The sequence below is a fragment of the Leifsonia lichenia genome (genome assembly GCF_054780215.1).
This window is the reverse complement of sequence record NZ_BAAGWT010000003.1, coordinates 114,855-139,590: the sequence shown is the minus strand read 5'-3', so window position 1 is coordinate 139,590 and position 24,736 is coordinate 114,855. Positions and strand designations below refer to the sequence as shown.

At 70.1% G+C, this 24,736-nt stretch carries 12 protein-coding genes and 1 tRNA gene; 4 read left to right on the top strand and 9 right to left on the bottom strand.

All coding sequences use genetic code 11. The annotated features are described in order from the left end of the window. Positions 1-157: 157 nt before the first annotated feature. The 6 genes from mfd to ACYVGI_RS10325 form a co-directional block, all read right to left on the bottom strand. Positions 158-3,790 carry a transcription-repair coupling factor gene (gene mfd, locus ACYVGI_RS10350; RefSeq protein WP_460632538.1) on the bottom strand — a complete coding sequence of 1,211 codons (3,633 nt, stop codon included), beginning with the start codon at positions 3,788-3,790 and terminating at the stop codon, positions 158-160. A gap of 107 nt (positions 3,791-3,897) precedes the next feature. Then, the gene (locus ACYVGI_RS10345) at positions 3,898-4,599 is read right to left on the bottom strand and encodes an alpha/beta fold hydrolase (protein WP_460632537.1); all 702 of its coding nucleotides are present in this window, start codon (positions 4,597-4,599) and stop codon (positions 3,898-3,900) included. A gap of 121 nt (positions 4,600-4,720) precedes the next feature. Continuing rightward, positions 4,721-5,104: a hypothetical protein gene (locus ACYVGI_RS10340; RefSeq protein ID WP_460632536.1), complete on the bottom strand. Its 384-nt coding sequence runs from the start codon at positions 5,102-5,104 to the stop codon at positions 4,721-4,723. Further along, the gene (locus tag ACYVGI_RS10335; protein WP_460632535.1) at positions 5,101-17,043 is read right to left on the bottom strand and encodes an invasin domain 3-containing protein; all 11,943 of its coding nucleotides are present in this window, start codon (positions 17,041-17,043) and stop codon (positions 5,101-5,103) included. The genes ACYVGI_RS10340 and ACYVGI_RS10335 overlap by 4 nt, the downstream gene beginning before the upstream one ends. A gap of 264 nt (positions 17,044-17,307) precedes the next feature. Beyond that, positions 17,308-17,889, bottom strand: coding sequence for an aminoacyl-tRNA hydrolase (gene pth, locus ACYVGI_RS10330; protein WP_460632534.1), 582 nt, complete (start codon positions 17,887-17,889; stop codon positions 17,308-17,310). Between the two features lie 8 nt (positions 17,890-17,897). After that, the gene (locus ACYVGI_RS10325; protein ID WP_460632533.1) at positions 17,898-18,530 is read right to left on the bottom strand and encodes a 50S ribosomal protein L25/general stress protein Ctc; all 633 of its coding nucleotides are present in this window, start codon (positions 18,528-18,530) and stop codon (positions 17,898-17,900) included. A 246-nt stretch (positions 18,531-18,776) separates the two neighbouring features. Between ACYVGI_RS10325 and ACYVGI_RS10320 the strand changes: the two genes are divergently transcribed. From ACYVGI_RS10320 to ACYVGI_RS10310, 3 genes are all read left to right on the top strand, one after another. Beyond that, positions 18,777-19,469: a hypothetical protein gene (locus tag ACYVGI_RS10320; protein ID WP_460632532.1), complete on the top strand. Its 693-nt coding sequence runs from the start codon at positions 18,777-18,779 to the stop codon at positions 19,467-19,469. A gap of 181 nt (positions 19,470-19,650) precedes the next feature. Beyond that, positions 19,651-21,102, top strand: coding sequence for an NADP-dependent phosphogluconate dehydrogenase (gndA, locus tag ACYVGI_RS10315; RefSeq protein ID WP_460632531.1), 1,452 nt, complete (start codon positions 19,651-19,653; stop codon positions 21,100-21,102). 140 nt (positions 21,103-21,242) lie between these two features. Further along, complete coding sequence (locus ACYVGI_RS10310; RefSeq protein WP_460632530.1) at positions 21,243-21,593, top strand: hypothetical protein; 351 nt, start codon at positions 21,243-21,245, stop codon at positions 21,591-21,593. Positions 21,594-21,623: 30 nt separating this feature from the next. On the opposite strand, the gene ACYVGI_RS10305 is transcribed toward ACYVGI_RS10310, so the two are convergent. The 3 genes from ACYVGI_RS10305 to ACYVGI_RS10295 form a co-directional block, all read right to left on the bottom strand. Further along, positions 21,624-22,601, bottom strand: coding sequence for a ribose-phosphate diphosphokinase (locus tag ACYVGI_RS10305; protein ID WP_460632529.1), 978 nt, complete (start codon positions 22,599-22,601; stop codon positions 21,624-21,626). Next, entirely contained in the window at positions 22,602-24,026 is a 1,425-nt protein-coding gene (gene glmU / locus ACYVGI_RS10300; RefSeq protein ID WP_460632528.1) for a bifunctional UDP-N-acetylglucosamine diphosphorylase/glucosamine-1-phosphate N-acetyltransferase GlmU, read from the bottom strand. A 30-nt stretch (positions 24,027-24,056) separates the two neighbouring features. Next, positions 24,057-24,128, bottom strand: a tRNA-Gln gene (locus ACYVGI_RS10295). Between the two features lie 89 nt (positions 24,129-24,217). Here ACYVGI_RS10295 and ACYVGI_RS10290 point away from each other — a divergent pair. Next, on the top strand, positions 24,218-24,721 hold the full coding sequence (locus ACYVGI_RS10290) for a MarR family winged helix-turn-helix transcriptional regulator (RefSeq protein ID WP_460632527.1): 504 nt from the start codon (positions 24,218-24,220) through the stop codon (positions 24,719-24,721). Positions 24,722-24,736 lie beyond the last annotated feature (15 nt).

Here is a 24,736-nt window from a genome sequence, read left to right as displayed (position 1 = left end):
CTCGTGCGCCGCCGCGCGTGGCACGAATCGTGCGCCGCCGCGCGCGGCACGACTCGTGCGCCGCCGCGCGTGGCACGAGGCGTGCGAAAGGCGCGGTCGCGCGCCTCCGCACCGCACGTTTCGCACGAGGCGCGCGCCGTCACGCACGAGGCGTGCGCTACGAAGCCGCCTCGGCGACGGGCTCCGGCACAGGGAACAGCGCGCCAAGCAGCGTCGCCACCCACGCGATCAGGTCGGCGTCGTCGAGCGGTTCGCCGTTGACGCGCGGCATCGGCACCGTGACCACCTTGGGAGCGGCGTGGTACTTCGACCCCGGGTACATGCGCTGCAACCGCACCTGCAACGAGTCCGGCAGGATCGCCGGCGCCAGGCGCAGGTTCGAGCCCATCGCAACCACCTCACCGAGCCCGGCCCGCTGCGCCGCCCTGCGCAGCCGCGACACCGCGATCAGGTTGCTGACCGCGAGCGGCGGCTCCCCGTAGCGGTCCGTCAGCTCCTCGATCACGAGGTCGATCTGGTCGTCCTTCGCGGCGGGCGAGCTCGCCGTCGACAGCTTCTGGTACGCCTCCAGGCGCAGCCGCTCGCTGTCCACGTACTCCTCGGGGATGTGCGCATCCACCGGCAGCTCCAGCCGCAGCTCGGTCTGCCCCTCCGCGACCTCGCCGCGGAACGTGCTCACCGCCTCGCCGATCATCCGCAGATAGAGGTCGAAGCCGACCCCGGCGATGTGGCCGGACTGTTCGCCGCCGAGCAGGTTGCCCGCGCCGCGGATCTCCAGGTCTTTCAGCGCCACCTGCATCCCGCTGCCGAGGTCGTTGTTGGCCGCGATGGTCGACAGCCGGTCGTGCGCCGTCTCGCTCAGGGGCTTGTTCTCGTCCCAGAGGAAGTACGCGTACGCCCGCTCACGGCCGCGGCCGACGCGCCCGCGGAGCTGGTGCAACTGGCTCAGGCCGTACTTGTCCGCCCTGTCGATGATGATCGTGTTCGCGTTGGCGATGTCGAGCCCGGTCTCGATGATGGTGGTCGACACCAGCACGTCGAATTTCCGCTCCCAGAAGTCCACCACCACCTGTTCCAGGGCGCGCTCGTTCATCTTGCCGTGGGCGACGGCGATGCGCGCCTCCGGAACCAGCTCGGCCAGTTTCGCCGCCTGGCTGGTGATGCTGCCGACCCGGTTGTGCACGAAGAACACCTGGCCTTCGCGGAGCAGCTCGCGCCGGATGGCGGCGGCCACCTGCTTGTCCGAGTACGGCCCGACGAACGTCAGGATCGGGTGCCTGTCCTCCGGCGGGGTGGCGAGGGTAGACATCTCCCTGATTCCCGTGACCGCCATCTCCAGCGTGCGCGGGATGGGCGTGGCACTCATCGCGAGGATGTCGACGTTGGTCTTGAGCTTCTTCAGCGCGTCCTTGTGCTCGACGCCGAACCGCTGCTCCTCGTCGATGATGACGAGGCCGAGGTCTTTGAGCGTGATGTTGTCGGCGAGGAGCCTGTGGGTGCCGATGACCACATCCACGGTGCCATCGGCCATGCCGTCGATCGTCTCCTTCGCCTCCTTGTCGGTCTGGAACCGGCTGAGCGCCCGCAGGTGGATGGGGAACCCGGCGAAGCGCTCCTGGAACGTCTCGAAGTGCTGCTTCACCAGCAGCGTGGTCGGCACGAGCATGACGACTTGCTTGCCGTCCTGCACCGCCTTGAACGCGGCGCGTACCGCGATCTCGGTCTTGCCGAAGCCGACGTCGCCCGAGATGAGCCTGTCCATCGGAATGGGCCGCTCCATGTCGGCCTTCACCTCGTCGATGGTCTGCAACTGGTCGTGCGTCTCCGCGAACGGGAACGCCTCCTCCAGCTCTCGCTGCCATGGCGTGTCCGGCCCGAACGCGTGGCCCTTGCTCGCCATGCGCGCCGAGTAGAGCTTCACCAGCTCGACCGCGATGTCGCGCACCGCCTTGCGGGCGCGACCCTTCGCGGCCGACCAGTCGCTGCCGCCCATCTTGCTGAGCGCGGGAGCCTCTCCGCCCACATACCGGGTCAGCAGGTCGAGCTGGTCGGTGGGCACGAAGAGCTTGTCGCCCGGGTAGCCGCGCTTCGACGGCGCGTATTCCAGCACGAGGTACTCGCGCTTGGACTTGACCGCGTTGCGGCCGCCGCTCGACACCTCGCGCTGGGTCAGCTCCACGAACTTGCCGATGCCGTGGGTCTGGTGCACCACGAAGTCGCCTGGCTTGAGCGCCAGCGGGTCGACGACGTTCTTGCGCCTGGTGGCGAGCTTCTTGACCTGGCGGGAGTCGTAGCCGACCGTGCGGCCGTAGAACTCGCTCTCGCTGATCAGCGCCAGCTTGGTCTCACCGAGCTCGAATCCGTGCTCGACCGTCGCGCGCAGCAGGTAGGCGATTCCGGGCTCGGGATCGGCCGGGTACTCGTCCACCAGCCTGGCGGGCAGTTCGGCCTCGGAGAGGACGTCTGCCGCGCGCTCCACGAGGCCTGCGCCCTCCGCGACGATGGCGACGCTCCAGCCGTCTTTCAACCGGGATGCGACGTGCTCGATCGCTCCGGTGACGTTGCCCTGGAAACTGGGCACGGCCTCCGCGGCGATGCGGAGCTGCAGGTACTCCTCGATCTCGCGCTCCTCTGGCAGAGGTAGTTGATCGAGGCCGGCGTCCGCCTGGAACCCGCTCATCGTCCACCACGGGTGGTTCGGCGCCTTCTCGCCCGGCTTGCTGAAGGTCACGGAGTCGCGCAGCTTCTGCAGGGTGAGGAAGTCGCCTGCCGCGAGGTCGATCGGGGCGGCAGCGCCGACCGTCGCAGCGCTCCAGGCGGCGGACAGGAACTCGCGGTTCGTCTCGGCCAGGCTCACGGCGCGGCTCGCGACGCGCTCCGGCGAGAGCACGGCGACGGCAGCGCCATCCGGCAGGTAGTGCGTGAGGGGCACGAGCCTGTCGACCAGCGCGGGGGCGAGCGACTCCATGCCCTCGACCGGGATGCCTTCGCCGATCTTGGCGAGCATCGCCGACATGCTGGGGAACTCGTGCTCCATCTCGCGCGCCCGCTGCCGCACCGACTCGCTGAGCAGCAGCTCGCGGCTCGGCGGGAGCGACACCGACGGGATGGGGTCGGGCAGCGACCGCTGATCGGCCACGGAGAATGCGCGGATCTGGTCCACCTCGTCGCCGAAGAAGTCGACGCGGTACGGGTGGTCGCCGTTCGGCGGGAACACGTCGAGGATGCCGCCGCGCACCGCGAACTCGCCGCGGCGCGTGACCATGTCGACGCGGGCGTACGCCAGATCGACGAGCTGCATCGACAGGCCGGAGAGATCGAACCCGCGCCCGCCGGTGGCGAGCTCGACGGCGTCGTAGTCGGTGAGGTTGTCGGCGAGCGGCTGCAGGGCGGCGCGCACCGACGCGACCAGGATGATCGGCGTCGACTGGTCTCCTGCATCCCAGTCGGCCAGACGGCGCAGGGCGGTGAGGCGCTTGCCGACGATCTCAGCGCTGGGGCTCAGCCGCTCGTGCGGCAGCGTCTCCCAGGCGGGGAACTCGATGATCTCTGCGTTCGGGATGACGCAGCCGAGAGCGCCGCGGATCGACTCGGACTCGCGTCCCGTCGCGGTGATCACCAGCAGCGCCTGGGAGTCGCCCGCCGCGGCTCTGCGCTGCAGCAGCCCGGCGATCAGGGGCGCCCGCAGGCCGTCCGTGAGCGAGAAGTCGGCGTCGCGGGCCGCGGAGGCCAGGGCGTCATCGAACGTGGAGGCGCGCGAAAGCGCTGCGATCAAGCCCTGCAGTATCACTCGCGTTAGTCTACGGACTCCCACCGACACTCGCAGGCGGGATGCGCGGATCCCGCCCAGCGGGAGTGGTGCAGGAGGGCAGCGCGAACGGGCGCCATGGCGCCAGGTCAGAGCCAGCCGTCGAGCGCGCGCATGAAGCCCGCATAGTCGTCGCGGTGGACGGTGTGCCCTGCCCCCGGCACGGTCCGCACCACGAAGCCCGCCTCCCCCAGCCGCTCCGCCGCCCGCGGGCTCACGAGCTGCGAGCGTCCGGCGAGCACGACGAGCGACGGCACCTGCATGGTCACCGGCGCGCGCAGCGATCCGCGGCCGACGAGCACGGGCACGACGCCGTGGTCGAAGGCGCGCATGGTCTCGAGCTCGATGGCGACGTCGAGCGGGTCCCAGCGCGGGTTGCGCTTGGCGATGCGTTCCGCGTTCGCGCTCGCGATGGCGCGGAAGAAGGCGGGGGCGAGCTTGCGCTGCCACCATGGCACGTTCGGCCCGAACGCCGGGTCGACGTAGACGGCGCGCTGCGGCTGCAGCTCCGCGACGGCCAGACTGACCGCCAGCCCGCCCAGCGAGTGCCCGATGACCAGCTCGGGATGCGCGGGAACGGTCTCGACCACATCCCTGGCCAGCAGCTCAGCGGTGTACTCGATGGCGCGCGGGCTTCTGCCGTGCCCGCGCAGGTCGACCGCGACCACGTGGTAGCCGAGCTCGGCGAGCCCCGGGCCGACCCTGCGCCAGTTGCGCGAGTCCGACATCGCGCCGTGCACGAGCACCGCGTAGCGGTCGCCGGTGCCCCACTCGCGCGTGAAGAGTTTCATGACGGCACCATACGAGCCCATCCTGCGGATGGCATCGGGATGCGCTGAACGCCCGTGCTGTGGATGCTGTACGCCGGCCGTGCACACCCTGTCACCGGGTGCCGCGGCACGGCGTCCAGCGTCACTTCGTCGCGACGATGTTGAACACGACGGCGGGCTTTCCGTCCCGCATGGTCAGTACGAGCGTGACGTTCGTTCCGTCTCGCTTGTTCTTGAGCGCGTAGGTGCGGGCGACGTCCGACGAGCTCGTGCCCACCTGGGTGAAGCCGTCGCCCGTGAGCGTGGTGACTGCCGCCTTCTGCGCAGCCTCGTCGGCGACGGTGAGCACGAACGACCAGCTCCCCTTCGAGGACACGGCATTGCTGACCGTCCCCTCCGTCACGCTGACCGTCTCCGGCATACCCTTGGGCAGTCCGCGGTCGGCGTCGCCGCCGGTGCAGCCGGTGAGCGCGATGGCCACTCCGAGGACTCCCGCGACAAGAGCTGCGCGTACCCGATGTTTCATCGTTTTCCTTTCTGTGCGTCCCGGCGGCGCCGGGAGACGATGGTGAGCAGCGCGAGCCCGAGGCCGACGGCGAGCGCTGCGATCCAGAGGCCGGCCGCCGACAGGTCGGACCCCGTGTCGGCGAGCCCTGTCGGCGCGGTCACCGTGAACCGCTCGCTGACGCTGCCGCTGAAGCCGCCGGTGAGGGTCACGGTGTGGACACCGGTCTCCGCGTCGCTGGCGATGGTGAAGGTGAATGTCACGTCTCCGTGCGCGTTCGCGACCTGGGTGCCGAGGTCGACCGGCGTCGACTGCATCCGTCCGCGCACCAGCTCGCCCGGCTGGAAGCCGTGGCCCGTCGCCACCTGCTGCTGGCCTGGCTCGCGGGTGGCGTGCGCCAGCTCCATCGAGATCAGGCCGACGCGCAGCGCCGCACCGGACGAGACGTTTCCGTCCGGGTCGGTCGCCGTCACCGTGATCCGGTCGCCGGGGGCGAGCGGCGGCTGCAGCACGATCTCGAAGCGGCAGTCCGCACCGGCCACGACCTCGCCGATGACCGTCCCGTCCGCGTCCCGCACCTGGATGGTCGAGCCGGGCTCCGCGCATCCGGTGACGGTTGCGCCGTCGCTCGGGTCGAGAACGGGAGCGAGCGGCCCGGTCACGTCGACGAACAACACGGAGGCCGTGGCTGCAGCCGCGGCGCCGCCGACGGTCGCGGTCACGCCGGCCGTGCCGCCGACCGTCGAGGTGATGGATGCGGTGTACCGGCCGTCCCCGGTCGAGATCACCTGGCCGACGGCGCCGATGGTGCTGGCGACCGTCACCGGCACGGGCGTCGTCACCGGGTTGCCGTATCGGTCGAAGACCGAGACGGTGACCACGCTGGCGTCCGTGCCGTCCGCGCGCACCGGCGACGTCGCGGTCATGGTGGTGGCGGCCGGGTCGATGGCACCGGCGACGAAGGTCGCCGTGCCGTTTCCACGCAGTGTCACGGCTGCTCCGCCGTAGCCGACCGCAATCGGCTTCGCGCCCGCACTGGTGGAGGTGACCTGCGCCAGGTAGACGCCCGGCGCACTCTCGGCGAACGCGGTGATCGCTCCCCCGCCGAGACCGGCGGCGGAAACCGCGGCGAGTTGCGCCTGAGCGCCGGAGACCGGGTTGCCGCTGGCGTCGGTCAGCGTCACCGTGACCGTGTGGGCCGCGCCTCCCACCGGCAGGCCGCCCGTGCTCACCCGGTAGCCGGTGCCCGCAGACGAGAGGTCGACGCCGCCTGCCGTGAACGCGGCGGTCGTGTTGCCGGTGGCCCGCAGGTCGTCGCCGCCGAACCGGACGGCGATCGTCGTTCCTCCCGCGACCGAGGAGGTGACGATCGCGGTGTACGTGCCAGGCGTGGCCGTCTCCACGAACGCGCCGACGGTTCCCGATCCGAGGCTCGGCGCCGCGGACGCCGACAGGCCGGAGGCCATGCCGGTGACCGGGTTCCCCTCGCTGTCGGAGAGGGTCACCGTCACGGTGTGCGAGCCGCCGTCGACCGGCACCGCGCCATCGCTCACCGCGAAGCCGGTGCCCGGGTCGGTCACGTCTACGCCGCCGGAGACGAACGACGCCGTTCCGTTGCCGTCCAGGGTCACAGGCGCACCGCCGAACACGACGGTCACGGTCTTGTCGCCGCTCACGCTCGACGTGACGTGCGCCTCGTACACTCCTGGCGCCGTCTGGGCGAACGCACCGATGACGCCGGTGCCGAGGTCGTCGGTCGTGGATGCGGCGAGCATCCCCGCCTGCCCGGAAACCGGGTTGCCGTGCTCGTCGGCGAGGCGCACGGTGACCGTGTGCGACCCGGAGCCCACCGACCCGGTGCCGACCGTGACGGAGCCGCCCGATACGGAGAACGCCGAGCCGTCGTCGTCGAGGTCGACGGCGCCCGCGGCGAATGACGCCGACGCGTTGCCGTCAGCGGAGATGGCCGCCCCGCCGAGCGTGACCGCGAGCGCTTTGGCCCCGGCGACCGTCGAGGTGACCGTCGCTGTGTATGTGCCGGCCTGCGCCGTCTCCGCGAACCCGCTGACCACGCCAGAGCCGAGGTCGGCGGACGTCACCGCGGCCAGCTCGGCCGCCTGTCCGGAGACCGGGTTGCCGTAGCCGTCTGTCACTGTCGCCGTGATGGTGTGTCCTCCTGTGCCCACCGGCTGGTCGCCCGTCGAGACCGAGAACGCCGTGCCCGGCGCTGCCGGGTCGGCTGCGCCCGCCACGAAGGCGGCCGTCCCGTTTCCGGAGAGCGTGATCGCCGAACCACCGAACGCCGCACTGATCGCCTTGCCGCCCGCGACAGTGGATGCGACGGTCGCGCTGTACACCCCCGCCGTGGGGGTCTCGGCGAAGGCGCCGATCCCTCCCATCCCGAGGTCGTCGGCCGAGGCAGCGGTGATCGCCGCCGCCTGCCCGGACACCGGGTTCCCCGCCGCGTCGGCGAGCGCCACCGTCACGGTGTGGGTGCCCGTCCCGACGGTCTGGTCTCCCGGGGAAACGGAGTAGACGGTCCCTGCGTTGCCGACGTCGACCCCGCCCGCGACGAAGGAGGCGACCGCATTGCCCGCAGCCGTGACCGCCTGGCCGCTCACCGTCACGGAGACGGTCTTCTGGCCCGCGACGCTTGAGGAGACGGTGGCCGTGTATGTGCCGGGAGTCGCCGTCTCGGCGACGGCGGCGATGCCGCCGGAGCCGAGCGGATCGTCGGTCGTGGCGAGCAGATTCGCCGCCTGGCCGCCCACGGGGTTGCCGTGCTGATCGGCCAGGGTGATCGTCACCAGGTGGCTGCCGGTGACGACGGGGACGTCGCCGCCGGTGACGGTGAACCGTGTGCCCGCTGCGCCCGCATCCGGAGCTCCGGCCACGAAGGTCGCCGTGTCGTTCCCCGTCGCCGTGATGGATGTGCCGGAGATCGTGACCGCTACGGCCTTCGCTCCCGCGACCGTCGAGGTCACCGTCGCGGTGTACGTCCCTGAGGTCGCCGTCTCCGTGACGGCGGAGATCGTCCCTGTGCCGAGCGGAGCCGCCGTGCTCGCCACGATGGCGTCTGCCTGCCCGGGGACGGGGTTGCCGAAGGCGTCGCTCAACGTGACCGTGACGGTGTGCGCGCCCGTGCCCACCTGCTGGTCGCCGATCGAGACGGTGTACGCCGTTCCCGGCGCCGCCGGATCGGGCCCGTCGGCGGTGAACGACGCGGTGCCGTTGCCGCCGAGGGCGGGCGCGAGCGCCAGCGGCGAGCCGCCGTACGCGACGCTCATGGTCGTCGTCCCTGCCACGGTCGACGTGATCGCGGCCGTGTATGTTCCCGGCGTCGCGGTCTCGGCGAACGCGCCGATGCCACCGCCGCCCAGCGTTCCCGTCGACGCTGCCGTGAGGCCGGCCGCCTGTCCGGAGACCGGATTGCCGTTCGCATCCGCCAGGGTCACGGTCACCGTGTGCTGCCCCGTGCCGACAGGCTGGTCGCCGGACGTCACGGCGAACCCGCTTCCCGGGTTGGCAGGGTCGACGCCGCCGGAGACGAACTCCGCTGTGCCGTTGCCGTCCAGGGTCACCGTCTGGCCGCCGAAGTGGACGACGACCGCCTTGGTTCCGGCGACGGAGGAGGTCGCCGTTGCGCTGTACGTCCCCGGCGTGCCCGTCTCGGCGACGTCCGTGATGCCACCGGTCCCCAGCGCATCCTCAGTGGATGCAGTGAGCTGCCCCGCCTCCCCCGTCACCGGGTTGCCGAACCGGTCGGCAAGCGTGATGGTGACGGCGTGCGAGCCGCCGTCGACCGACACCGCGCCCGAACTGACCGTGTACGCGCTTCCCGCGTTGCCGAGGTCGACCGCTGCGGCCGCGAAGACCGCTTCTGCATTGCCCGTCGCCGTCACAGCGTTGCCGTCGAGCGTCACGCCGACGGCCTTCGCACCCGCGACGGTCGAGGTGATCGTCGCCGTGTACGTGCCTGCCGTCGCGGTCTCTGCGAAGCCGCTGATCACGCCCGACCCGAGGTCGGCCGCCGCCGCCGTCAGCGCCGCCGCCTGCCCGGAGACCGGGTTGCCGAATGCGTCGGCCAGCGCCACCGTGACCGTGTGCGAGCCGCCGTCGACGGACGCCGGGCCCGTGGAGACCGCGAAGCCGCTCCCCGCATTGCCCAGGTCGACGCCCCCAGACGCGAACGTCGCTGTTCCGTTGCCGGACAGGTGCACGTCCAGACCGCCGAGAGTGACGGTGATCGCCTTGCCTCCGGCCACCGACGAGGTGACCGTCGCCGTGTACGTCCCCGCCGTTCCTGCCTCTGCGAACGCGGAGACTGCACCGGAGCCGAGGTCGTCGGTCGTGGCCGCGAGCAGGTCGCCCGCGCGCCCGGCGACAGGGTTGCCGTGCTGGTCGGCGAGCGTCACCGTGATCGCGTGGACGCCGGTCCCGACCGGCTGGGTCCCCGTGCTCACGGAGTAGCCGCTGGCCGGGTCGTCCAGGTCTGCGGTGCCCGCCACGAACGAGGCGACGGCGTTGCCGCCCGACGTGATCGGCGACCCGCCGATGCTGACGGCGATCGTCTTGGCTCCCGCACTCGTGGAGGTCACGGTCGCGGTGTACCTGCCCGGCGTCGCCGTCTCGGCGAAGCCGGAGACGGCTCCGCTGCCGAGCGGGTCGGTCGTCGCGCCGACCAGCGTGGCGGCCTGCCCGGAGACCGGGTTGCCGTTGGCGTCCGCGAGAGTGACGGTGATCGTGTGCGCGCCCGTGCCGACCGGCTGGTCGCCCGCGCTGACCGTGAACACCGTCGCCGGGTTCGCGGTGTCCGCGCCCCCGGCCACGAACGTCGCGACCGTGTTGCCCGCTGCCGTCACCGGCGCTCCGTCGAGAGCGACCGCGATGGTCTTGGCTCCGGCGACGCTGGAGGTGATGCTCGCCGCGTACGTGCCGGGGGTGCCCGTCTCGGTGAACGCCGCGATGCCGCCGGTGCCGAGGTCGTCGGCCGTGGATGCGGAGAGCGCCGCCGCCTGGCCGGGAACGGGATTGCCGTACTGGTCGGCGAGGGTCACCGTGACGGTGTGCGTTCCGTCCACGACGACCGCATCCCCGCTGCTGACCGTGTATGCGCTGGCCGCGTCGCCCAGGTCGACGGCGCCGGCCGCGAATCGTGCGCTGCCGTTGCCGTCCGCGGCGAGGGATACCGGTCCGGACACATCGTCGATTCCGTAGTGGACGTCGACCGGCTTGTCACCGGCCACTGTCGACGTGATGGTCGCCTCGTACTTTCCGGGTGCGACCTCGGTGAACGCGCCGATCCCGCCTGCGCCGAGGTCGGCGGTCGTCGTCGCCGTGAGCTGGTCCGCCCGGTCGGCGACGGAGTTGCCGGCCGCGTCGGTCAGGGTCACGGCGATGGTGTGGCCGCTCGCGCCCACCGCCTGGTCCCCGGTGCTCACGGTGAACCGGGTTCCCGATGCGGCGAGGTCCACGTCGCCCGCGCGGAACTGCGCGATCGAGTTTCCTACCTCCGCGAGCGGCGAGCCGCCGAAGGCCGCGTCGACCGCCTTGTCGCCCGCCACGCTCGACGTGATCGTGGCCGCGTACTCTCCCGCGATCGCGGTTTCGACGAAGCCGGTGATGGCGCCCGTGCCGAGGTCGTCCGCGGTGGTTGCAGTGAGTTGCGCGGCGTCGCCGGACACGGCGTTGCCGAACGCGTCGGTGAGGTAGACGAGCACCTGATGGCTTCCTCCGTCGACGCTCTCCTCACCGGTCGACACGGCGTAGCCGGTCGTTCCCGCGGTGAGGTCGATGTCGCCGGCGACGAACGAGGCGAGGTGGTTGCCGTCCGCGGCGACTGCCGTCCCGCCGAACGCGACGAGGATCGTCTTGGAACGCGCGATCGTCGACGTGATCGACGCCGTGTACGTTCCGGGAGCCGCCGTCTCCGCGAAGGCGGACACGGCACCGGCGCCGAGCGTCTGCAGGCTGCTCGCGCTGAGCCCGGCCGCCTGCCCGGAGACCGGGTTGCCCGCGCTATCGGCGAGCGTCACCGTCACGGTGTGCGAGCCGGAGCCGACGACCTGGTCACCCGTCGAGACGGAGAAGGCCGTTCCCACGTTGTCCGGGTCCGCGCCACCGGCGATGAACACGGCATCGCCGTTCCCGTGGAGTGCGAGCGCCGTTCCGCCGAGCTCCGTCGTCACGGCCTTGCTGCCCGCGACGCTGGAGGTGATCGTGGCCGTGTACGTCCCTGCCGTCGCCGTCTCCGTGAAGCCGGTGATCGTGCCGCCGCCGAGCGCTGCCGTCGTAGTGGACAGAAGCGATGCGGCCGAGCCGGAGGCCGGGTTGCCGAAGGAATCCGTCAGCGTGACCGTGACCGTGTGCGCACCGCCGTCGACGGAGACCTCCCCTCCGGAGACGGTGTACCCGCTGCCGGCGGCGGCCGGATCGGTCGGGCCGGCGACGAACACCGCGTGGATGTTCCCGCTCGCCCGCACGCCCGATCCGCCGAAGGTCACGGTGACGAGTGCGCTGCCCGCGACCGTGGCGGACACGGTCGCGGTGTACGTTCCCGGCGTCGCCGTCTCTGTGAAGCCGCTGATCGTCCCCGCGCCGATGTCACTGGCGTCTGCACCGACTCCTGCCGCCTGCCCGGAGACGGGATTGCCGTCTGCATCCGCGAGGGTGACCGTGATCGTGTGCGCTCCGCTGCCGACGACCTCGTCGCCGCCGGAGACGCTGTATGCGGTGCCGACGTTGCCGATGTCCACGCCGCCCGCGATGAAGCGCGCCACGTCGTTCCCGGTGCCGCCGAGCGTCACGGGAAGGCCGTCGAAGGTCGCCGAAACGGTCTTCTCCCCCGCTACCGACGAGGCGATGGCCGCCGCATAGCTGCCAGGCGTCGTCTCGACGAACGGTCCGATGGCGCCGCTGCCCAGGTCGTCGGCCGTGGTGGCCGCCAGGGGCGGCGCCTGGCCGACGACCGGGTTTCCGTATGCGTCCGTGAGCGTCACGGTCACCGAGTGCGTTCCTCCTGCGACCGAGACGTCGCCCTCCGACACGCTGAACACCGTTCCGCCCGCGGTCAGGTCGACGCCGCCCGCGGCGAAGTGCGCGATCCCATTACCGTCCACGGGCACCGGAGCGCCTGTCAGGGCGACGGAGATGTGCTTCGCGCCCGCGACCGTCGAGGACACGGTCGCTGCGTATGTGCCAGCGGTCGCCGTCTCCGTGAAGGCCGAGACCGCTCCTGCGCCGATGGTGTCCACCGTGGATGCGGTCAGTTCCGCCGCCTGCCCCTGCACCGGGTTCCCGAAGCCGTCGACCAGCGTCGCCGTGATCGTGTGCTCGCCCGTTCCGACCGGTCTGCTGCCTGCCGTCACGGAGTATCCGCTCGCTCCCGCGCCGAGGTCGACGCCGGCCGCGACGAAGCTCGCGACGTCGTTGCCGACGAGCAGCACCGTCAGCCGGTCGGCGCCGAACACGGCCGACACGGTCTTGCGGCCGGCGACGGTCGAGGTGATGGTCGCGGTGTACGTGCCGGGCGTCGCCGTTTCGGCGAACGCCCCGATGGTTCCTGTTCCGAGGTCGTCTGCGCTCGACGCCTCAATGCCCGCCGCCTGCCCGGAGACCGGGTTGCCGTTTCCGTCCGCGAGGGTCACCGTGACGGTGTGCGCGCCGGAGCCTACGGTCTCATCCCCGGTCGAGACAGCGAAGCGCGTGCCGACGTTGTCCGGGTCGACCCCAGCGGAGGCGAAGGTCGCCACGCCGTTGCCGTCGAGGGCGACGTCGTCGCCGGCGAACGTCACAGCGATCGTCTTGCCACCCGACACCGTCGACGTGATCGAAGCGAGGTAGCTGCCAGGGGTCGCGGTCTCGGCGAACGCACCGATGGTCCCTCCGCCGATGTCGTCGGCCGTGGACGCGAGGAGCAGACCGGCCCGTCCGGAGACAGGGTTGCCGTACTGATCGGCGAGCGTCACCGTGATGCCGTGTGAGCGTGTGCCGACGGCCACCTCGCCCTCGGACACCGTGAACCGCGAACCGGAGTCGGCAAGGTCCACATCCCCGGCGACGAACGACGCCGTGCCGTTGCCCGCCACCGTGACGGCGTCACCGGAGAGGCGCACGTCGATCGCCCGGTCGCCCGCGACGGTGGACGTGACGGTCGCCTGGTATGTTCCCGGCGTCGCGGTCTCGGCGAAGCCGGTGATCGAGCCCGTGCCGAGCGTCGCGTGAGTGGTCGCCGAAAGCACCGCGGCCTGGCCGCTCACGGGGTTTCCGTTGGTGTCCGCCAGGGTGACGGTGACGGTGTGGTGGCCGCTGCCGACCAGCGCGTCGCCGCTGCTCACGCTGAACGAGCTGCCGGTGTCGCCGAGGTCGACGCCGCCCGCCGCGAAGTTCGCGGCGACCGTGCCGATGACCTGCGCCGCACCGAACGTCACCGTGACATCGTGCGCGCCCGCCGCTGTCGACCGAACCAGGGCCTCGTACGTTCCCGGTGTCGAACTCTCCGTGAAGCCGGTCACGGCCACGGCGCCGGTGGCGACCCCCGCGACAGTCGAGTGCACCTGAGCTGCGGCTCCCGTCACCGGATTGCCGTTGGCGTCGACCAGGACGACCGTGAGCTGGTGGAACGCGCTTCCGTCCGCGACCCTGTCGCTGTCGTCGTCGATCGACACGGTCGAGTGCCCGGCACCGACCGCGGGAGGACCGGCGACGAACACGGCGTCCGCCCTGCCTCCCGTCGCGACAGCAAGTGGATGCGCCGTGCCGCCGTCGTCCACTGTCACCGCGATCGTCTTGGTTCCGGCAGTGGTCGCGGTGACCGTCGCCGCGTACTCACCCGCCGTGCCCGTCGGGGCGAACGCGCCGATCACGACCCCGCTCGCCGGGGCCGCCGTGGCGGCGATGGCGGATTCCCAACCGGTGGCCGGATTTCCAGAGACGTCGTCGATGGTCACGGTGATCGTGTGCGTCGCCGAGCCGTCGGCCACCACATCCCCCGGCGAAACCGTGAACGCAGTGCCTGGCGCGGACGGATCGACCGTCACCCGGACGAAGTCGACCGTCTGCGGCGAACCGGAGATCTCCTCCGAGCCGTTCACCAGCGCGGCCACCTGATAGGAGCCGACCGTGGAGCTGACGATGTCGAGCGTCGCCTGCCCCGCATCGTCGGTCAGCACGGAGATCGTGGTGCCGGCGCCGCCGACGAGATCGTCCGCGGTTCCCTGCACGCCGTCCGGGCCGACCCAGGTCGTGCCGTCCGGCACATCGAGAAGCACCGTCGCGTTCGAGACCGGCTGATCCGCGGCGTTCCGCACCGTAACGGTGACTGTGTTCGCGGTCGTGCCGTCTGCGATGGCGCCGTTCGCCGTCACGGCGAGCGTGGACGACGCGGCGGACGGGTGATCGTCGTCGGTGACGGTGACCGGGATCGTCGGCAGCTCGAGGCCGTCGAACTCCGGGTCGTCCGAGCTGACCGCGAAGCCGAGCGTGACGTGGCGGGTGCCATCGACGACCTGGTTGTCGATGGCGCGCACAGGGACGTTCACGGAACGGTCGATGGTGTCCATCGTCGGCTGCGCGTCATCGATGGTGGTGTGCGTCGGCAGAGCGACCGCGATCCCGGCCGCGCTCCGACCTGGGTCGGGCAGGGCGGGGTCGGGAACGAGACCGCTCCACTGCTGCGTGAAGGTGACGGGCGACGACGGGACCTTGGTGACGCGGCCGTCCGCATCCACCTGGGTGTTGGAGATCGTGAGGCCGGCCGACTCGCTGCCCGGCTCGCCGACGGAGAGCGCGAGGGGGTCTGGCGCGGTGATCGCGAGCGGAGAGTTGTAGAGCACGGAGTGGTCGATGTCAGCGCCGTCGATACCCTGTGTCTGATCGGCGTCCTCCGACCCGGCGAAGTCGATGGGCGCACGCGTGCTGTTCGACGCTCCGAGCGACGGCTGACCCACCACATCCTGGATCGCTCCCTGGGGGATGCTCGGAACGACCGTCCCTGAGCCGTTCGCCTTCGCGATGAGCTCCCAGCTCGTGTCGCTCAGCGCGGTCAGCGACACGACCTGCTGGCCGGGCGCCGTCCCGCTGAATGCGATGTCCGCGGCGGTCAGTCCTGCCCCACCGAGCGGTTCCGACGTCCTGATCTGGAAACGGACGTCTCGGAACGACGTCGGGTCCTGCTGCGTGGACGAGATCGTGCCGTTGTCGTTGTACCAGCCGCCCTGCTTGATCCACGATTGCGGCGCGCAGGTGTCCGGGCCGACGGCGGGGACGGAGCGCGAATACTGCGACGTCTTCCCTGTCGCGATCTCCGTCGTCTGCAGTCGGACGACGCTGTTGTCGCCCGCGCCAGCGTACGGGAGCTGGAACGTCGCCGGGAGCGCGGACTGCGTCGTCACGACCCTGCCGAGGTACTGCTCGAGTCCGGCGCCGTCTCCCCCGGCAGCCGTGCTCCGGCCGATGTACACGTCCACGAAGACAGGGTCGGTCGGGATGGCCGTGCCTCCGGTGGTCGACGGCTTCGCGATCTCGACGTCGATCTCGCAACTCTGCTGCGGCGCGGAGGCGGAAAGCGCGTATGCCGTCCTGATCGTTCCGTTGGCACTGTTGTAGATGTTGTTCGTGGTGCCGACGACGTTCTCGTTCGCCGCGGTCACCGTCGAACCGACTCCCGACATCGTGTTGCGGAAGACCGGAAGGACGGCTGTGGCCGGCGCCGTCGCGACGTTCGCGAACTGCACCCTGTTGTTTCCACCCTCGACGCGGTTGTCGAACACGCGGACGCCCACAGTGGAGCCGTTGTTGCGCACCCAGGACGAACCGGTGGCGCTCCCGCGCGTCCCGGTCGCCTGGATGAAGTCGTTGTTCCTGACGACGACGCTGGTCTGGCCGAGAGCGTTGAACGCGATCGGGTTGATCGCCTGCGTCGAGGTGCCGGTGAACCGGTTGCCCAGGATGGAGACGTTCTGCCAGGTGCCCCCAGAGAAGTAGATCACGTTGCTCGCACCGCCATCGTTGCCCCAGTTGCGGACATCGCTATTGGTGATCGCGATGTCCCTGCCGGAGACGGCGGAACTCCAGTTGCGGACGAAGTAGTTGTAGACCGGATCATACGCGCCGCCGTTGACCGGCTGATCCCACGAGCTCCGATCGACGGTCAGCCCGTCGATCATCAGCGACGCGTCCGACGCGGGCGCGAGGAGGATGGAATCCCAGTACGCGCGCTGGAAGTGCACATTCGTGATCGTGGTGTTCTTCGCTCCCTCGACGATGACGATGCCGCGCTCGATGGCGTGGTCGGCCGGCACCCCGGGGGTCGACGCGGGATTGGCGAGCCTGCCGTTGACGAGCGAGAAGTTCTTCGCCGTCGAACCGACGTACACGCCGCTCTCCGCGCTGACGAGGTTGGTGAAATTGCGCAAGGTCTGGTTCGTGCCCGTGAAGAGGAGCACGTTGGGTCCGACGTCCGTGGTGATCGTCCACCCCAGCCTGCCCTGCAGGTCGATCGTCACGTCGTCGTGCTTGACCCAGTACCGCGAGGCGGTGTCGCTGTCGATGGTCGCCGCGATTCCGGAGTCGGCGGCCATGCTCGTCGACATGTTCGGCACCTGCGGCGCGGGATTGTTCGTCGTGTTCCAGTTGAGCTGGATGAGGGCGGAGGACGTGAAGCTGCCGTCGATGTTCCTGATCGACGGCGCGACGGCGATGAGGACGCTGTCTCCGGCGGGCAGGGCGTTGGCCTCCTGAACGGCCGCGTACATGGTGCAGGTCGGCACGGCGGGGGTGCCCTCGGTGAAGCGGGTCGCGCACGCGCCGTCTCCAGGGTCGGCGTCCGCGACATCGCGTGCGTCGTCGACCAGGAAGGTGTGCGTGTAGCCGTTGTCCGTGTCGTCGGCGGCTGCCGGCGGACCGATCAGCACGCCGAGGCCGGAGAACGCCAGGGTTCCAGCGAGGACGGCGGCGATCATCCCTCGCCCTGTCCGTCGCGCGGTACGGACGTCGAGGTGTCTCTGGGACGCGGAACGCAAACGACGATGTGAACGCATGACGGGTCTCTCGCTGGCGCCGCGTCCTGCGGCTCGCACCGCGAGGACCGACGCGTGTGTCGGCTCTGGCAGCCGTGTCGCTACGGAGGACGACACGGCGCCGCGGTTGGTCGACCTGGGTCGCCCAGTGCGGCATCCAGAACGTTACAAGAGAAACGCGATCACTACTATGATTGCATTTTAGTTTCAGCGGGCGGTGTGGAACCGCAACTGCGCAGCGGTGATGCCCTCTGTTGCGATCTGCTCGACCGCATCCGCCGCATCGGCGACGAGGATGGGGAGTGTCTTCCGCTCGGTGCTGCTGAAACCCTTGAGCACGTGGTCGGCTGCCCCCTGCGCACCGGGGGGTCGGCCGACGCCGACGCGCACGCGCGTGAAGTCTCCCGTGCCGATCGCGGAGATGACGTCGCGGACGCCGTTGTGCCCGCCGTGGCCTCCGCCGAACTTGAGCTTGAGGGTGTCGAACGGGATGTCGAGTTCGTCCTGGACGACGATGAGCTGCGACGGTTCGAGCGAGTAGAAGCGCAGCAACTGCGCGACAGGCCCGCCGGAGACGTTCATGAACGTGTTCGGCTTGGCCAGGATGTACCGCGGCCCACCGGGGGCGATGCGCCCCTCGGCGACCGTGGCGTTCGTCTTGTGGGTCTTGAAGCTGAGACGGCCGCGCTCCGCGAGCTCGTCGAGCACCATCTGCCCCACGTTGTGACGCGTGGCGGCGTAGCCGGGCCCGGGGTTACCGAGCCCGACTACGAGCCAGGGTGAATCCATCGAGCTGGTTACTCGGTGTCCGACTCGGCGGCAGCAGCAGCCGACGCGGCCGAAGCAGCCTCGGCGACAGCGGCGTCAGCCTCTTCGTCCGCGCGCGACGAGGCAGGCACGATGACGTTGAGGATGAGCAGCTCGGGGTCTTCCGCGAGGGCGGCGCCCGCCGGGAGGACGAAGTCCTTGGCGTGGAACTGGGTGCCCTCCTCGGCGCCGGTGACATCGAGGACGATGCGCTCCGGGATGTGGGTCGCTTCGACCTCGAGGCGCAGGGTCGGGACGTCGAGCATCGCGATGGTGCCGGGGTACGTCTCGCCCTCGACGTGCACGGGAACCTCCACGGAGACCTTCTCGCCGCTGCGGATCACGATGAGGTCGAGGTGCTCGATGATCTGCAGCACCGGGTCCTTCTGCACGTCCTTGACGAGGACGAGCTGGCTCTTGCCTGCGATGTCGAGGTCGAGGACCGCGTTCGCCTTGCGGAGCAGGAGGCCGACCTGGTGAGCGGGAAGCGTCACGTGGATGGGGTCGGTGCCGTGACCGTAGATGACGGCGGGGATCTTGCCAGCGGCGCGGATCTTGCGCGCAGCGCCCTTGCCGAAGCTCTCGCGTGCCTCGGTAACGACCTTGTTGGACTCGTCAGCCATGATTGTCTCCTTGCCGGGCGTTCCCGGCTGTCGGGCGAGCGCTGCTCGCAGTGTCTGGTTGTGTTCGACTCGAACGCATCGATCTGATGAAAGACGTGTGAGGAAAGACTGCGAAGCCCTGCTCCACCGCGTCGATTACGGACTGCGCGCGTGACCGCGTGCATCCCTCGCCGAAGTTCAATCAGCAAGTCTAACCGATCGCGGCGGTGCTGGCGGCACAGGGCCCTCGTATGCGATATTGATGCTTTGGCAGGGACCAGGGGGATGTGGATGCGCGCGACAGGACTCAGCACGGCGGCGGCCGCCGTCGCCCTCGCCACCGTCGCCCTCGCCTCGCTCACCGGATGCACCCCCTCCGCCGATACCGCGAAGACCTCCGCCACTGCTTCGCCGACCCGGCCTGCCCCGCAGAGACCCGCGAGCGCCGTTCCCGTCGACCCGGCGAACGTGTCAGCCTGGCTCGTCACCTGGGCGGGGATGGGGCCGCTCACCATCGGCGGGGACGTCACGGCGCAGACGTCGGCGATCCCGGGATTCGCCAAGACCATCGACCAGGACGGCTGCGTCGGCCACGAACTCGCGATCGCGCAGACCGGGACCACCCAGGACGGCGCGCAGCCGACGGTCACCGCCGTCGCGAAGGATGGCAGCGCGACGACGGCGGTGCGCATCCAGGTGGCGGACGCCTCCGATCTCGGCCAGGCCGTGTCCCCGACGCCGAAGACCAGCGCAGGCATCGGCCTCGGCTCGACCCTGGATGCGCTGCGGAAGGCGTACCCCGACCTCGAACGCAGCAACAGCGTCTCCGGAGGACAGCGGGCCTACGCCCTCGGTGACGGAAACGGCCGCTACGTCGACTTCGTGGTCAACGGAGACGAATTCGTCACGGCCATCGTGGTCGGCGGAGACGATCGCGTCTCCTCCGACCTGTGCGACTGACTCCCCCGCCACCATGGCTTGGTAGGCTGAGGGAGTCTGCTCGACGCACGCCAACAGCGAGGGTCGGAGCGCGAACGATGGTCTCCGGTCCGGATCTGGACGTTTCGGCCCGCACGCGATCTCGCGTCCCCACTTCATCTCTACGCAGGCGGATCGTCCGCCGCATCCGAAGGAGCGTTCTGTGTCCAACGAAGCAACAGCCAACATCGGTGTCGTCGGTCTGGCGGTGATGGGCTCCAACCTGGCCCGCAACCTGGCGTCGCGGGAGGGGAACACGGTCGCCGTGTTCAACCGCACGTACGCCCGCACGGACGAGCTGATCTCCGCGCATCCCGAGGCCGGGTTCGTGGCGTCGGAGGACATCGACGCGTTCGTGGCGTCGCTGGCGAAGCCGCGCACGGCGATCATAATGGTCCAGGCCGGGAAGGGCACGGACGCCGTGATCGACCAGCTCGTGGAGCGGTTCGAGCCTGGCGACATCATCGTCGACGGCGGCAACGCCAACTTCCACGACACCATCGAGCGGGAGCAGCGGATCGCGCCGACGGGCATCCACTTCGTCGGCACCGGCATCTCCGGCGGCGAGGAGGGCGCGCTGAAGGGCCCGTCGATCATGCCGGGCGGCTCCGAGGAGTCGTACAAGACGCTCGGGCCGATCCTCGCCTCCATCGCCGCTGTCGCGGAGGGCGAGCCGTGCGTGACCCACGTCGGCACCGACGGTGCCGGACACTTCGTGAAGATGATCCACAACGGCATCGAGTACGCCGACATGCAGCTCATCGCCGAGGCGTACGACCTGCTGCGCACGGTCGGCGGACTGGAGCCCGCGGCGATCGCGGACGTGTTCTCCGAGTGGAACAAGGGCTACCTCGAGTCCTACCTGATCGAGATCACCGCCGAGGTGCTGCGCCAGGTGGATGCGGAGACCGGCACCCCGTTCGTCGACATCGTCCTCGACCAGGCCGGCAGCAAGGGCACCGGCGTCTGGACAGTGCAGAACGCGCTCGACCTCGGCGTGCCCGTCGGCGGCATCGCGGAGGCCGTGTTCGCGCGCGCCGTGTCGTCCAAGCCCGCCCAGCGCGAGGCCGTGCAGGCGGTCGTGAAGAGCCGCCCCGACGTTCAGAAGGTGGACTCCTCGTTCGCGGACGACGTCTCCAAGGCGCTCTACGCATCCAAGGTCGTCGCGTACGCGCAGGGCTTCGACGCGATCATCGCCGGCGCGGAGAAGTACGGCTGGAACATCAACAAGGACAAGATCGCGAAGATCTGGCGCGGCGGCTGCATCATCCGCGCCCAGTTCCTCAACCGCATCGCCGACGCCTACGACGAGAACCCGGACATCGCCACGCTGCTGGAGGCGCCGTACTTCGCCGACGCCGTCGCGGAGGGCGAGGCCGCCTGGCGCCGTGTCGTGGCGACCGCAGCGCTCTCCGGCGTCCCGATCCCCGGCTTCGGCGCGGCGCTGTCGTACTACGACTCGCTCGCCGTGAAGCGTCTCCCCGCCGCGCTCGTCCAGGGTCAGCGCGACTTCTTCGGCGCGCACACCTACAAGCGCGTCGACAAGGACGGCACCTTCCACACCCTCTGGTCCGGCGACCGCACCGAGATCGAGACTGAGGGCTCCAGCCACTGACCCCAGCGCCCACCCGCGCCATCGAGCCGGGACTTGTGTACGCTCGCCCCCGGCGTGTCGCGTACACAAGTCCCGGCTCGATTGCTTGGGGACGGGCGGGCGAGCTTGCGGATAGACAGCATTCGGCTGAGACTCAGAGGGTGAGTTTTGACGAACATCCGGAGCTGGTGGGATACGAGCCGGGCGACGAACGACCGCTGCGCGGGCGTCGCACGATGATCGCCACGCGCATCGTGGTGATCGTCGGCCTCGTGGCGCTCGTGCTGCCCGGCGTGCTCGTGACGATCAGCATCGCGTCGACCACGGCGACGCAGACCTGCTCGGTCTACGTGACCCGCTATTCACCGGATGCGCAGGGCTCGTCGGCGCGCTTCGAACTGTTCGCCCCTGCCGGGCCGGGCTGGCAGTGCTACGCGCTCAACACCGAGGGTGACGCCACGTTCGTGGCGCCCCTCGGCCTGATCCCGTCGACCCCGCACGCGCTCCCCTAGGAAACACTCGCGGAGGGCGGAGAACTGCTGCTACGCGGCCCCGTCGAACATCGAGGTGACGGAGCCGTCTGTGAAGACCTGCTGGATCGCGTTCGCGAGCAGCGGGGCGATCGGCAGGATGGTCAGCTTGTCCCAGCGCTTGTGCTCCGGAAGCGGAAGCGTGTCGGTGACGACGACGGAGTCGATCGCATCGCTCTGCAGCAGCTCGACCGCGGGGTCGCTGAACACGGCGTGCGTCGCCGCGACGACCACGCCGATCGCGCCCGCCGCTTTGAGCGCTTCCGCCGCCTTGACGATGGTGCGGCCGGTGTCGATCAGGTCGTCGACCAGCAGGCAGACACGGCCGTTGACCTCGCCGACGATCTCGTGCACGGAGACCTGGTTGGGAACCAGCGGGTCGCGGCGCTTGTGGATGATCGCGAGCGGCACGCCGAGCTTGTCGCTCCAGATGTCGGCGACGCGCACCCGGCCCATGTCGGGCGAGACCACGGTCGTGACGGCCGGATCGAGCTCGCGCTTCATGTGCTCCAGCAGCACCGGCATGGCGAAGAGGTGGTCGACGGGACCGTCGAAGAAGCCCTGGATCTGCGCGGCGTGCAGATCGACCGACATGATGCGGTCGGCTCCCGCCGCCTTGAACAGGTCGGCGACGAGACGTGCCGAGATCGGCTCGCGACCGCGGCCCTTCTTGTCCTGGCGGGCGTACGGGTAGAACGGGGCGACGACGGTGATGCGCTTGGCGGAGGCCCGCTTGAGCGCATCCACCATGATCAACTGCTCCATGAGCCACTCGTTGATCGGCGAGGTGTGCGACTGGATGACGAACGCATCCGATCCGCGGACGCTCTCATCGAAGCGCGCGTAGATCTCGCCGTTGGCGAAGGTGCGTGCATCCGTGGGGATGAGGTCGCTGCCCAGGCACTCTGCGATCTCTTCTGCCAGTCGGGGATGCGCCCGCCCAGAAATCAGAACAAGTCGCTTCTGGCCGGTGGTGGTGATCCCTGACACTTACTCTCCGCTCTCTTCCGCTGCAGTGGCGGCGTCGGTGCCCGGCCGCTTCTGCGCGACCCAACCTTCGATGTTGCGTTGCGGAGCGACCGTGAGGGCGAGCGCTCCGGCTGGGACGTCCTTTCGGACGATGGTTCCCGCTCCCGTGTACGCTCCGTCACCCATCCTAACCGGCGCGACGAACACCGTGTTCGTGCTGGCACGAACGTGCGAGCCGATCTCGGTGCGGTGCTTGTTCACCCCGTCGTAGTTGGCGGTGATGACACCGGCGCCGAGGTTGGACTTCTCGCCGACCTGCGCATCCCCCACGTAGTTGAAATGCGCGAGCTTGGTGCCGGCGCCGATCACCGCGTTCTTGGTCTCGACGAAGGTGCCGATCTTGCCGTCGGCGCCGAGGATGGTGCCCGGCCGGAGATAGGCGAACGGTCCGACCGTGGCTCCGGCTCCGATCACGGCGAGCGTGCCGTCCGAGCGCTTGACGGTTGCGTTCTCGCCGATCTCGCAGTCGAGGAGGGTCGTGTCCGGGCCGACGACGGCGCCGGTCTCGACCACGGTCGCGCCACGCAACTGCGTGCCGGGGAGGATCGTGACGTCGGGCGCGAGCCTGGTCTTCACATCGATCCACGTCGTCGCCGGGTCCTGGATGGTCACACCGGCGAGCTGCCAGGTGCGCACGATCAGGGCGTTCAGCTTGGCGGCGGCCTCGCTGAGCTGGGCGCGGTCGTTGATGCCCTCGACCAGCCACGATTCGGAGACGGGCAGCGCATCCACGTCGAAGCCGGCGGTGCGCAGCAGGCCGATCACGTCCGTGAGGTACTTCTCGCCCTGCGCGTTGTCGGTGGTGAGCGCCGCGAGCTGGTCGCGGAGCTGCGACAGCCCGAACAGGTAAATGCCCGCGTTGATCTCGCCGATCTCGCGCTCGGCCTCCGTGGCGTCCTTGTGCTCCACGATGCGGTCGAGGTGGCCGCTCTCCGTGCGCACGATGCGGCCGTAGCCGGTGGCGTCCGCCGGGAACGACGACAGGATGGTCGCGGCCGCTCCCCCCGCACGGTGCTTCTCGATCAGCTCGCGCAGGGTGTCGGCGTCGAGGAGCGGCACGTCGCCGTTGACGACGAGCACCTCGCCGCTGAAGCCGGCAGGCAGAGCGGCGACGGCGAGCTCCACGGCGCGGCCGGTGCCCGGCACCTCATCCTGGTCGACGATCACGCTCTCCGGCAGATCGACCGAGATGACCTCGACGAGACGGTCGCGCTCGTGCCGCACGACGGAGATGACGTGTGCCGCGTCGAGCTGCTTGGCCGTGGCGAGCACGTGCCCGACGATGGGCATCCCGGCCAGTGGATGCAGCAGCTTGGGGGTGGCGGACTTCATCCGCGTGCCCTGTCCAGCCGCGAGCACGACGATGGCGAGGTTCTGGTCGGTCATATCACTCCAGGGATCGGACGATCGGTTCCGCTCCGCCTCCAGGATTCGAACCTAGACCTAACAGCTCCAAAGGCTGTCGTGCTGCCATTACACCAAGGCGGACCGCATCCGGTGCCGTGCAATGCGGCGCCGGGCGCACAACACAGTTTGCCAGACCATCGAGCGGACGCCCGACGAAATAGCATGGGGGGATGCCTGACGCACGCGACGAAGTCGACCGCATCGTGGACTCCTGGCTGCGCGAACGCCCCGACCTCGACTTCTCCCCCCTGCAGGTGCTCTCCCGGGTCGCCAGGCTCTCCCGCCACCTCGACAGGGCCCGGCGCACCGCGTTCGACCGCTCCGACCTCGAATCGTGGGAGTTCGACGTCCTCGCCGCCCTCCGTCGCGCCGGCTCGCCGTACCAGCTCAGTCCGAAGTCGCTCCTGCAGCAGACCCTCGTCTCCAGCGGCACGATGACCAACCGCATCGACAGGCTGGTCTCCCGCGGCCTGGTGGAGCGCAGAACCGACCCCAACGACGGCCGCGGCATCCTGGTGCAGATGTCGGCGCAGGGGCTCACCAGGGTGGATGCGGCGATCACCCGCCTGGTCGACGCCGAGTCCGACCTGCTCGCAGGACTCTCCGCGAGCGAGCAGGAACGGCTGGCGTCGCTGCTGCGGAAGCTGTCGCTCGGGTTCGACGAGGAGTCCTAGGCGGACGCATCGCCC

What these genes read in the sequence shown, in the direction of transcription:
- ACYVGI_RS10325 (WP_460632533.1), bottom strand. Translation starts at nt 18,530, where the DNA reads ATGGCTGACGAGTCCAACAAGGTCGTTACCGAGGCACGCGAGAGCTTC.
- ACYVGI_RS10335 (WP_460632535.1), bottom strand. Translation starts at nt 17,043, where the DNA reads ATGATCGCCGCCGTCCTCGCTGGAACCCTGGCGTTCTCCGGCCTCGGC.
- pth (WP_460632534.1), bottom strand. Translation starts at nt 17,889, where the DNA reads ATGGATTCACCCTGGCTCGTAGTCGGGCTCGGTAACCCCGGGCCCGGC.
- ACYVGI_RS10345 (WP_460632537.1), bottom strand. Translation starts at nt 4,599, where the DNA reads ATGAAACTCTTCACGCGCGAGTGGGGCACCGGCGACCGCTACGCGGTG.
- ACYVGI_RS10340 (WP_460632536.1), bottom strand. Translation starts at nt 5,104, where the DNA reads ATGAAACATCGGGTACGCGCAGCTCTTGTCGCGGGAGTCCTCGGAGTG.
- glmU (WP_460632528.1), bottom strand. Translation starts at nt 24,026, where the DNA reads ATGACCGACCAGAACCTCGCCATCGTCGTGCTCGCGGCTGGACAGGGC.
- ACYVGI_RS10290 (WP_460632527.1), top strand. Translation starts at nt 24,218, where the DNA reads ATGCCTGACGCACGCGACGAAGTCGACCGCATCGTGGACTCCTGGCTG.